Genomic DNA, 10,156 nt, shown 5'->3' with positions numbered 1-10,156 from the left:
TCACCTGTGTCTTTTTCTTTATAAATATAAAATTATATAAGAGTTACATTATATTCATTAATATTGTAATCATATTAATGGTAATGTATAATAGTCTACGAGAAGTTTATAGAAAGATTTATTGCATAGATTTAATTAATTAGTAAATAGGCTCATATACATTATACTGTATACTTTATAGTACTAAGATATTAAAATACTATTTAAATTTATAAATTAATTTCTTATACTGAAAAAGAACGATGAAATCTACTATGAAATACTAGAGATTCTAAATACTTGATAATATAGTGCTTGTAGATTATTGTATTAAATGAATTGTTATACTTATAAGTAATATATCTATGACTTTGAAATAGATAAGTTGTTTTAATTATTTTTATAATAAAAGATAATTTCTAGAAAAGATACATAATAAGATATTAATAGAACTTGATATAAATTATTTATAAGGTAAATTATTAGTATAAGATAAAAATAATATTACTAATATAATATTAATAGAAATATAGAAATAATGTTACAATTTTATATAATTAATAAATAGATTATTAAATTTATTGTAGCAAACATATATTGAAAAATAATATGTATTTTGAAATAGATTTTATAGTATAAAATTGCATCAAGGCGCGAGTACTATTTTGTATTCGCGCCTTGATGATTTGAATTATTTAAACTAGATTTAACTTTAATAAAAAATATATATTTAATGAGCAATATTTTTAATGTATTTAGAGATTATTTAACAATCTCAATCTATAAAAATAGAATTATTTACACAAAAGTTAAATAGTTTGTATAGAGTTAGATTTATATAGTATAATACATAGTGTAAATAATTAAGAAGTTATCGAACAGGAGGATAAAACTGTGTTAGATATAAATTCTTTTTTAAATGAATTTTTTAATATAATATTAAGAATGAGTATATATGATTTAATTGACATATCCATAGTAGCATATATTTTTTACAAAATATTTATGTTTATAAAAGATACAAGAGCAGAACAAGTATTTAAAGGTATAATATTTCTTTTGCTAGCAACTCAACTTAGTAACACTTTTAAATTGCATACCGTTTATTGGATATCTCTTAAGGCTCTGGATTATGGAGTTATAGCAGCTCTTATAATTTTTCAGCCAGAATTTAGAGCAGGACTTGAACATATAGGAAGAGCAAAGTTTAATTTATTTGGAAAAAATGTAAATACTTCAGAAGAAACTCTTAATAGAACTATAGAAGAGATTGTAGAAGCTTTATATTCACTTTCTAGACAAAAAATAGGAGCTCTTATCATAATGGAGAGAGAAACCAGAATAAGTGATATAATAAATACAGGAACTATAATTGATGCTGAAATTTCTAGGCAATTATTGATAAATATATTTATACCAAATACACCATTACATGATGGCGCTGTTGTAATTAGAGATTCTAAGGTAAAGGCAGCTGCATGTTTCTTGCCGTTGACAGAGAGTAAAGATTTAAGTAAAGATTTAGGCACTAGACATAGAGCGGGAATAGGTGTAAGTGAAGTATCTGACTGTATAACACTAATCGTATCAGAGGAAACTGGAGGCGTATCAATTGCTAAAGCTGGTAAGTTATATAGAGATATTTCTAGAGAAAGAATGATGAATATATTACGTAGTAATCTAAAAACGAATACGGAAACAAGAAGTTTTTTCAAAGGTGGTATATTTAAATGATAAATAGACTAAAAAATAATACCAAAATAAAAATAATATCATTTTTAAGTGCAATTGCTTTATGGATGTATGTCATGGCTGTAGTTGACCCTGAAGAAACTAGAGGGTTTGAAGATATACCTGTATCTATAAGTAATATGAGTGATTTAAATGATAAAAATCTTGTTATATATCCAGACGAAAAATTAACAGCAGATGTGTATATAAAAGGTAGTTTATCAAAGGTACAAAAAGTTAAAAAAGAAGATATACATGTATATGGAACTGTTGAAGACCCAATACAAGGTAAGAAGGAAGTATATTTAAAAGCAAATATTCCTCAAGGTGTTACTTTAGAATTTAAGCATGACGTTTTAATAGTAAATCTTGAGAAAAATATAAAAGAAAAAAGAGATATAAAGGTAGAAGTAAGTGGAAATTCTAAAAGAAATATAGATAAAATTGAACTGAATAAAAATTATGTCGATATATCGGGTCCAATGAGTCTAGTTAAGGAAGTTAAGAATATAAGAGCTAATCTAAATGTAGGTAATGAGACAGAAGATTTCTCTAAAAAATTGGATTTAATACCTTTAAATAGTGATGGAACTAAGGTTGAAGGTGTGACACTAAGTTCAAATTCTGTAACAGCAAGTGTACAATTATTAAAAGAAAAAACTGTACCAATAAGAGTAGATTTAAAGGATAATAATCAAGATAATAATACATTGAAAAATTATAAATTAAGTAAAGATGAAGTTAGCATAAAAGGTAAAAAAGAAAGTATAGACAAAATAAATTATATTAAGACAAAACCTATTGATTTAGTTGATTTAGCTAATGGAGAGGAAAAAGAAGTGAGTCTAGAGATTCCAGAAGGAATAACTATTGATGATAGCTCTATAACTATAAAACTAAATGAAACAAAACAATTAAGTGCTGAGTTTGTATATAGTTCAGAAGATATTATGTTAAGAAATATTCCAGCAAATATGGACAATCCGAGTATAATTTTTACTGGAGATATTCAAGTTGTTGTAGAATCAACAGAAGATTTAAGTAAGCTAAATAAAAAAGATATTTCGTTATATATCGATTTATCAGAAGCACCTACTGAAAATGGTAAATATAAAATAAAATATGAAACAACATATCAATTTAAAAAAATAAATATAGAACCTAATATTGTTGAAGTGGAATGAACAAATATTTTGAATATTTAGTTGTTACAAGATGCGACAAAAAAATCTATAAAATTAAGTTTGTTAATTTTATGTTTTTGTTGCATCTTGTTTATTTTAGTTATATTATAAAATAAGGACAATGAGATATTTGTTAAATCTAAAAAGTGTTAGATATATGAAAAAAGACTGATAAATAGATTTAAATAAATATTTTTGAATTAAATATTTCAATTATCCCTAGGAAAACGTTGCTGAACGAGTTATAATTTAATTGAGATATAAAAGTTCTATTTCAAAAAATTCAAGATGAGGTGGAAATGCATGAGAAGTTTTGAAGAAGTAATTAAGTTTGCAAAAGAAAGAGGACCTAAAACTATATCAGTAGCATGTTGTCAAGATAAAGAAGTTTTAATGGCAGTTGAAATGGCTAGAAAAGAAAAAATAGCAAATGCCATTTTAATAGGTGATATAGAAAAGACTAAAGAAATTGCAAAAAGCATAGACATGGATATCGAAAATTATGAAGTAATAGATATAAAAGATTTAGCAGAAGCATCTCTAAAATCTGTTGAATTAGTTTCACAAGGAAAAGCCGATATGGTAATGAAAGGCTTAGTAGACACATCAATAATACTAAAAGCAGTTTTAAACAAAGAAGTGGGTCTTAGAACTGGTAATGTATTAAGCCACGTAGCAGTATTTGATGTAGAGGGGTATGACAGATTATTTTTCGTAACTGATGCAGCTATGAACTTAGCTCCTGATACAAATACTAAAAAGCAAATCATAGAAAATGCTTGCACAGTAGCACATTCATTAGATATAAGCGAACCAAAAGTTGCTGCAATATGCGCAAAAGAAAAAGTAAATCCAAAAATGAAAGATACAGTTGAAGCTAAAGAACTTGAAGAAATGTATGAAAGAGGAGAAATCAAAGGTTGTATGGTTGGTGGACCTTTTGCAATAGATAATGCAGTGTCTTTAGAAGCAGCTAAACATAAAGGTATAGATCATCCTGTAGCAGGAAGAGCTGATATATTATTGGCTCCAGATATCGAAGGTGGCAATATATTATACAAAGCTTTAGTATTTTTCTCAAAATCAAAAAATGCAGGAGTTATAGTTGGAGCTAAAGCACCAATAATATTAACTTCTAGAGCAGATAGTGAAGAAACTAAGCTTAACTCAATAGCCTTGGGCGTTTTAATGGCAGCAAAGGCTTAAATTTAAGGGGGAAATAGGCAAATGAGCAAAATATTTAAAATCTTAACAATAAATCCTGGTTCGACATCAACTAAAATAGCTGTATTTGATAATGAGGATTTAGTATTTGAAAAGACACTAAGACACTCTTCTGAAGAAATAGGAAAGTATGAGAAGGTTTCAGACCAATTTGAATTTCGTAAACAAGTAATAGAAGAAGCATTAAAAGAGGGTGGAGTAAAAACATCTGACTTAGATGCTGTAGTAGGTAGAGGTGGTCTTCTTAAGCCTATAAAAGGTGGAACTTACTCAGTAAGTGATGTTATGATAGAAGATTTAAAAGTAGGAGTTTTAGGAGAACATGCTTCAAATTTAGGTGGTATAATAGCAAAACAAATAGGTGATGAAGTTAATGTTCCTTCATACATAGTAGACCCAGTTGTTGTGGATGAACTAGAAGATGTTGCTAGAATTTCTGGTATGCCTGAAATAAGTAGAGCAAGTGTAGTACATGCTTTAAATCAAAAGGCAATAGCAAGAAGATTTGCTAAAGAGATAAACGCAAAATATGAAGATATAAATCTTATAGTTGCACATATGGGTGGAGGAGTTTCTGTTGGAGCTCATAAAAATGGTAGAATAGTAGATGTTGCAAACGCATTAGATGGAGAAGGTCCTTTCTCTCCAGAAAGAAGTGGTGGATTACCAGTAGGAGCATTAGTGAAAATGTGCTTCAGTGGAGAATATACTCAAGACGAAATTAAAAAGAAAATAAAAGGTAATGGTGGATTAGTTGCATATTTAAATACTAATGATGCTAGAGAAGTTGAAGAAAGAATTGAAGCTGGTGATGAAAAAGCTAAATTAGTATATGAAGCTATGGCATATCAAATCTCTAAAGAAATAGGAGCTAATGCAGCAGTTCTTAAGGGAGATGTAAAAGCAATATTATTAACTGGTGGAATCGCATATTCAAAAATGTTTACAGATATGATTGCAGATAGAGTTAAATTTATAGCAGATGTAAAAGTTTATCCAGGTGAAGATGAAATGATTGCATTAGCTCAAGGTGGACTTAGAGTTTTAATTGGTGAAGAAGAGGCTCAAGTTTATGATAACTAATGATAAAAGAATAAGAATCATAACAGGTCACTATGGAAGTGGTAAAAGTGAATTTGCGATGAACTATGTTGTTAAATTAAGAGATATGGTTTCTGGCAAAGTTGCTATAGCTGATTTGGATGTGGTGAATGTATACTTTAGAACTAGAGAAAAGAAAGAGTTAATGAAATCTTTAGGTATACAACCAATAGATAGTTCAATTAATGCTCCAACATTAGATTTACCAGCAGTATCAGCAGAAGTAATGTCACCTATGGTTGATCATTCATACAATTCTGTTATAGACTTAGGCGGAGATAATGTAGGTGCTAGAGTTATAGGAAGATTTAGTCATTTATTAAAAGAAGGCGACTATGACATGCTTTTTGTAATAAATGCAAATAGGGAGAAAACTCAAACTTCTGAAGAAGTTATCCAATATATAAAGGAAATAGAAAAATCTTCTAAACTAAAGGTAACAGGTCTAATTAATAATACTCATCTTATTAGATTTACTACTATTGATGATGTATTAAGAGGCCAAAAAGTTGCAGAAGAAGTTTCTAAGGAATGTAATATACCTATAAGATATGTTGCATGCTTAGAAAATCTTGTTGAACAATTACCAAAAGATTTAGAGGGAGAAATTTTTCCAATAAAATTATATATGAGAGAAGACTGGATGTAGTTTGAGCTCAAATATATAGAAAGTTTAAGGAGGCTTAGGTAAATGGCTAAAGGAAAAGTATCTTTTAATCAAGAACGTTGTAAAGGTTGTGGATTATGTGTTGAAGCATGTCCAGTAAAAATCATACAATTAGACTCAAACACAATAAACAAAAAAGGGTATAACCCAGCAACTGTTTCTGAAATGGAAAAATGCATAGGATGTGCAAGTTGTGCGACTATGTGTCCAGATGTAGTTATAACAGTAGAAAGAGATTAATTTAAATTAATATTTAAGGGGGAATTTTAATGGCTAAGATACTTATGAAAGGTAACGAAGCATTTGGAAAAGCAGCTATAGAAGCTGGTTGCAAATATTTCTTCGGTTACCCAATAACTCCACAAAGTGAATTACCAGAATATTTATCAAGAGAGTTACCTAAAATAGGTGGAGCGTTCGTTCAAGCTGAATCAGAAGTTTCTGCGATAAACATGGTTTATGGTGGAGCAGGTGCAGGAGCAAGAGTTATGACTTCTTCATCTTCACCAGGAGTTGCTTTAAAACAAGAAGGTATAACATATGCAGTAGGAGCAGAAGTTCCTTGTGTTGTACTTAACGTAATGAGAGGTGGTCCAGGACTTGGAAGTATACAACCTTCACAAGCTGACTACTTTATGTCTACAAGAGGTGGAGGAAATGGAGACTACAGAACTCCAGTATTCGCACCAGCTACAGTTCAAGAAGCTGTTGACATGATAATGGAAGCTTTTGATGTTGCAGATTACTACAGATCACCTGTTATGGTAGTTGCAGATGGTATGATAGGTCAAATGATGGAGCCAGTTGAATTCAAAGCTCCTGAAAAGAAAAGAGAATTGCCTCCTAAAGATTGGGCAACTGTTGGAACTAAAGGAAAAAGAGTACCTAATGTAATAAACTCTTTATACTTAGAGCCAGAAGTATTAGAAGATCACTGTTGGCACTTAGAAGCTAAATTCAATGAAATGGAAAAAAATGAAGTACAATATGAAATGTACAAAACAGAAGACGCTGAATTTATATTTGCAGCTTATGGAACTACTTCAAGAATAGTGAAAAGCGCAATTGATATATTAAGAGAAGAAGGAATAAAAGCAGGTCTTATAAGACCTAAAGTATTATGGCCATTCCCATTTGAAGCATTTGATCAAATCCCTAGTGCTAGAAACATATTAACTGTTGAAATGAGTATGGGACAAATGGTGGAAGATGTAAAAATGGCAGTAGAAGGTAAATTACCAGTTTACTTCCATGGAAGACCAGGAGGAATGACTCCAACACCAGCAGAAATAGTTGAAAAAGCTAAAAAAATTATTGCCGGAGAATTGGTTGCAGGAGGTGCTAGATAATGGCTGTTGTATTTAAGAAAACTGAAGGGTTACAAGATACTCAAACTCACTACTGTCCAGGATGTACACATGGTATAATCCATAGATTAGTTGGTGAAGTATTAGAAGAATTAGGAGTATTAGGTGATGCTGTAGGTGTTGTTCCAGTTGGATGTTCAGTTTTAGGATATAAATATTTTAACTGTGACACTCAAGAAGCAGCTCATGGTAGAGCACCAGCTGCTGCTACAGGAATAAAAAGAGTTCATCCTGAAAACACAGTATTCACTTATCAAGGTGATGGAGACTTAGCTTCAATCGGTACTGCTGAAATAGTTCATGCAGCTGCTAGAGGAGAAAAAATAACTACTATATTTGTAAACAATACAACATATGGTATGACTGGTGGACAAATGGCTCCAACTACATTAGTTGGACAAAGAGCTACTACTGCTCAATCAGGAAGAAATGCTGAAACTCAAGGTTATCCAATAAGAGTAAGTGAAATGTTAGCTACATTAACAGGAGCTGTATTTGTAGAAAGAGTAGCAGTTGATACTCCAGCTCATGTTAGACAAGCTAAAAAAGCTATAAAGAAAGCATTCCAAGTTCAACAAGCAGGATTAGGATTTGGAATAGTAGAAGTATTATCTACTTGTCCTACAAACTGGGGACTAGCTCCAAATGATGCTTTACAATGGTTAAGAGACAATATGATACCATACTATCCATTAGGAAATTTCAAAAATGTTGAAGTTGAGGAGGTGAAGTAAATGTCTACAGCTAGAGTAATATGTGCAGGCTTCGGAGGCCAAGGTGTTATGTCTATGGGACAATTACTTACTTATGCAGGAATGTTAGAAGGTAAAGAAGTTTCTTGGTTACCATCTTATGGACCAGAAATGCGTGGAGGTACAGCAAACTGTGCAGTAACTGTATCTAGTGAACCAGTTGGTTCTCCACTTATAACAAATGATGCAACTGCAGCTATATTATTAAATATACCAGCATTTGAAAAATTTAAAGATGATGTTGTACCTGGTGGAAAAATAATAGTAAATAGCTCTTTAATAAAAGAAAAAGTTGAAAGAACAGATGTAGATGTTTATTATATCCCAGCAAATGAATTAGCTGTTGAATTAGGTAATGATAAAGTTGCTAATATGATAATGCTAGGAGCTTACTTAAAAGTAGCTGATACAGTAGATATAGAGTCTGTATTAGAAGCATTTAAAAAAGTTTTCGGACCTAGAAAAGAAAAATTTGTTCCATTAAACAGAGCAGCTTTACAAAAAGGTATGGATGCTACATGTTGCGGAGCAACTAACTAATAAAGAAAAAAGATGTCAAAAAAAAGACAATAGAATTATTTCTATTGTCTTTTTTGCTGAGAAGTATTAAAATATTTTTATGACTGAAATTAAGAATATAATAGTATTTTATGAATTATAAAAATATAATACAAATTACAAGCTTTTCAATTATGAAAGGAGAATATTTAGTGAGAAAGTATTTTGGAACAGATGGAGTTAGAGGAATAGCAAATACAGAATTAACATGTGACTTAGCATATAGACTTGGTAGAGCTGGTGGATTTGTTTTAGCTCAAGGAGACCATAGAGTAAAAGTAGTAGTAGGTAAAGATACTAGAATATCAGGAGATATGCTGGAGGCATCTTTAATAGCAGGTCTTATGTCTGTTGGATGTGATGTTATTACTGTTGGAATAATACCAACCCCTGCAGTTGCATATTTAACTAGAAAATATGGTGCTGATTGTGGTGTGGTTATATCTGCATCTCATAATCCTGTTGAATATAATGGAATTAAATTCTTTAATAAGAATGGATATAAATTGGATGATGAAATAGAATTAAAGATAGAAGAATATATAGATGACATGGCTAAAGTAGATTGTATGCCAGTTGGTGAAAATGTAGGACGAAGATTACATGAGCATTATGCACAAAGAGATTATGTAGATTATTTAAAATCAATAATTAACACTGATTTTAGAGGATTAAAAGTGGTTTTGGACTGTGCTAATGGTGCATCGTATAAAGTAGCACCAATAGTATTTGATGAATTAGGAGCAAGTGTAATTTCAATAAATAGTTCACCAGATGGAAACAATATAAATTATAAATGTGGCTCTACACATCCAGAACAACTTCAAAAGGCTGTTTTGGAACATAATGCTGACTTAGGTCTTGCGTATGATGGAGATGCTGATAGATTAATTGCAGTAAATGAAGAGGGTCAAATTGTTGATGGAGACCATATAATGATATTGAGTGCTTTAAATTTAAAGAAAAATAATAAATTAGCACAAGATACTTTAGTAGTTACAGTTATGAGTAATATAGGATTAACAATAGCTGCAAAAGAAAATGGAATAAAATTATCTACTACAGCAGTTGGAGATAGATATGTTTTAGAAGACATGGCTAAAAATGGATATAATCTTGGTGGAGAACAATCTGGACACATGATATTCTTAGATTACAATACTACAGGAGATGGAGTTCTTAGTTCTTTAATACTTGCAAATATAATATTGCAAGAAAAGAAACCTTTATCAGAACTTGCATCAATAATGAGTCAATATCCACAAGTACTAGTGAATGCAACAATAAAAAATGAAAATAAAACCAAATATATGGAATATCCAGAAATAAAAGCTGAAATAGAAAGAATAGAATCTATTTTAGATGGAAATGGTAGAGTCTTAATAAGACCATCAGGAACTGAACCATTAGTTAGAGTTATGTTAGAGGGTAAAGAGGAAGGTCAAATAAAAGAATTAGCAACAAATTTAGCTAATCTTATACAAGAAAAATTATCGTAATTTATAAGGGTATTCTCAGATATAAACCCTGAGGACACCTTTCTAAGCGCCAGAACTTAGTTATAGGCACAAGAATTAAGTATTATTGGAACTA

10 protein-coding genes are annotated in these 10,156 nt (G+C 30.4%); all 10 read left to right on the top strand.

The annotated features are described in order from the left end of the window. Positions 1 to 873: 873 nt before the first annotated feature. The 10 genes from JJC01_19900 (at position 874) to JJC01_19855 (ending at position 10,062) form a co-directional block, all read left to right on the top strand. Entirely contained in the window at positions 874 to 1,713 is an 840-nt protein-coding gene (locus JJC01_19900) for a TIGR00159 family protein (protein ID UDN58385.1), read from the top strand. Next, entirely contained in the window at positions 1,710 to 2,894 is a 1,185-nt protein-coding gene (locus JJC01_19895; GenBank protein UDN58384.1) for a hypothetical protein, read from the top strand. Before JJC01_19900 ends, JJC01_19895 begins: the two co-directional genes overlap by 4 nt. 303 nt (positions 2,895 to 3,197) lie before the next feature. Further along, entirely contained in the window at positions 3,198 to 4,100 is a 903-nt protein-coding gene (gene ptb / locus JJC01_19890) for a phosphate butyryltransferase (GenBank protein ID UDN58383.1), read from the top strand. A 21-nt stretch (positions 4,101 to 4,121) separates the two neighbouring features. After that, positions 4,122 to 5,201, top strand: a complete 1,080-nt coding sequence (gene buk / locus JJC01_19885; protein ID UDN58382.1) for a butyrate kinase — start codon at positions 4,122 to 4,124, stop codon at positions 5,199 to 5,201. After that, positions 5,191 to 5,868, top strand: coding sequence for an ATP-binding protein (locus JJC01_19880; GenBank protein UDN58381.1), 678 nt, complete (start codon positions 5,191 to 5,193; stop codon positions 5,866 to 5,868). Before buk ends, JJC01_19880 begins: the two co-directional genes overlap by 11 nt. Before the next feature lie 42 nt (positions 5,869 to 5,910). Beyond that, a complete protein-coding gene (locus JJC01_19875; protein ID UDN58380.1) occupies positions 5,911 to 6,126 on the top strand; it encodes a 4Fe-4S binding protein in 216 nt (71 codons plus the stop codon). A 29-nt stretch (positions 6,127 to 6,155) separates the two neighbouring features. Further along, on the top strand, positions 6,156 to 7,235 hold the full coding sequence (locus tag JJC01_19870; protein UDN58379.1) for a 3-methyl-2-oxobutanoate dehydrogenase subunit VorB: 1,080 nt from the start codon (positions 6,156 to 6,158) through the stop codon (positions 7,233 to 7,235). Next, a complete protein-coding gene (locus tag JJC01_19865; protein UDN58378.1) occupies positions 7,235 to 7,987 on the top strand; it encodes a 2-oxoglutarate oxidoreductase in 753 nt (250 codons plus the stop codon). The genes JJC01_19870 and JJC01_19865 overlap by 1 nt, the downstream gene beginning before the upstream one ends. After that, on the top strand, positions 7,988 to 8,545 hold the full coding sequence (locus JJC01_19860; GenBank protein UDN58377.1) for a 2-oxoacid:acceptor oxidoreductase family protein: 558 nt from the start codon (positions 7,988 to 7,990) through the stop codon (positions 8,543 to 8,545). Between the two features lie 170 nt (positions 8,546 to 8,715). Further along, positions 8,716 to 10,062, top strand: a complete 1,347-nt coding sequence (locus tag JJC01_19855) for a phosphoglucosamine mutase (protein ID UDN58376.1) — start codon at positions 8,716 to 8,718, stop codon at positions 10,060 to 10,062. The last annotated feature ends 94 nt before the right edge of the window (positions 10,063 to 10,156 follow it).

Source organism: Clostridioides sp. ES-S-0010-02, from assembly GCA_020641055.1.
Taxonomy (GTDB): Bacteria; Bacillota; Clostridia; order Peptostreptococcales; family Peptostreptococcaceae; genus Clostridioides.
This window is presented reverse-complemented; position numbering and strand designations above follow the sequence as displayed.

Bases quoted from the DNA above. Each gene is read 5' to 3' on its own strand.
- JJC01_19895 (UDN58384.1), top strand. From the start codon at position 1,710: ATGATAAATAGACTAAAAAATAATACCAAAATAAAAATAATATCATTT.
- ptb (UDN58383.1), top strand. From the start codon at position 3,198: ATGAGAAGTTTTGAAGAAGTAATTAAGTTTGCAAAAGAAAGAGGACCT.
- buk (UDN58382.1), top strand. From the start codon at position 4,122: ATGAGCAAAATATTTAAAATCTTAACAATAAATCCTGGTTCGACATCA.
- JJC01_19880 (UDN58381.1), top strand. From the start codon at position 5,191: ATGATAACTAATGATAAAAGAATAAGAATCATAACAGGTCACTATGGA.
- JJC01_19875 (UDN58380.1), top strand. From the start codon at position 5,911: ATGGCTAAAGGAAAAGTATCTTTTAATCAAGAACGTTGTAAAGGTTGT.
- JJC01_19870 (UDN58379.1), top strand. From the start codon at position 6,156: ATGGCTAAGATACTTATGAAAGGTAACGAAGCATTTGGAAAAGCAGCT.
- JJC01_19865 (UDN58378.1), top strand. From the start codon at position 7,235: ATGGCTGTTGTATTTAAGAAAACTGAAGGGTTACAAGATACTCAAACT.
- JJC01_19860 (UDN58377.1), top strand. From the start codon at position 7,988: ATGTCTACAGCTAGAGTAATATGTGCAGGCTTCGGAGGCCAAGGTGTT.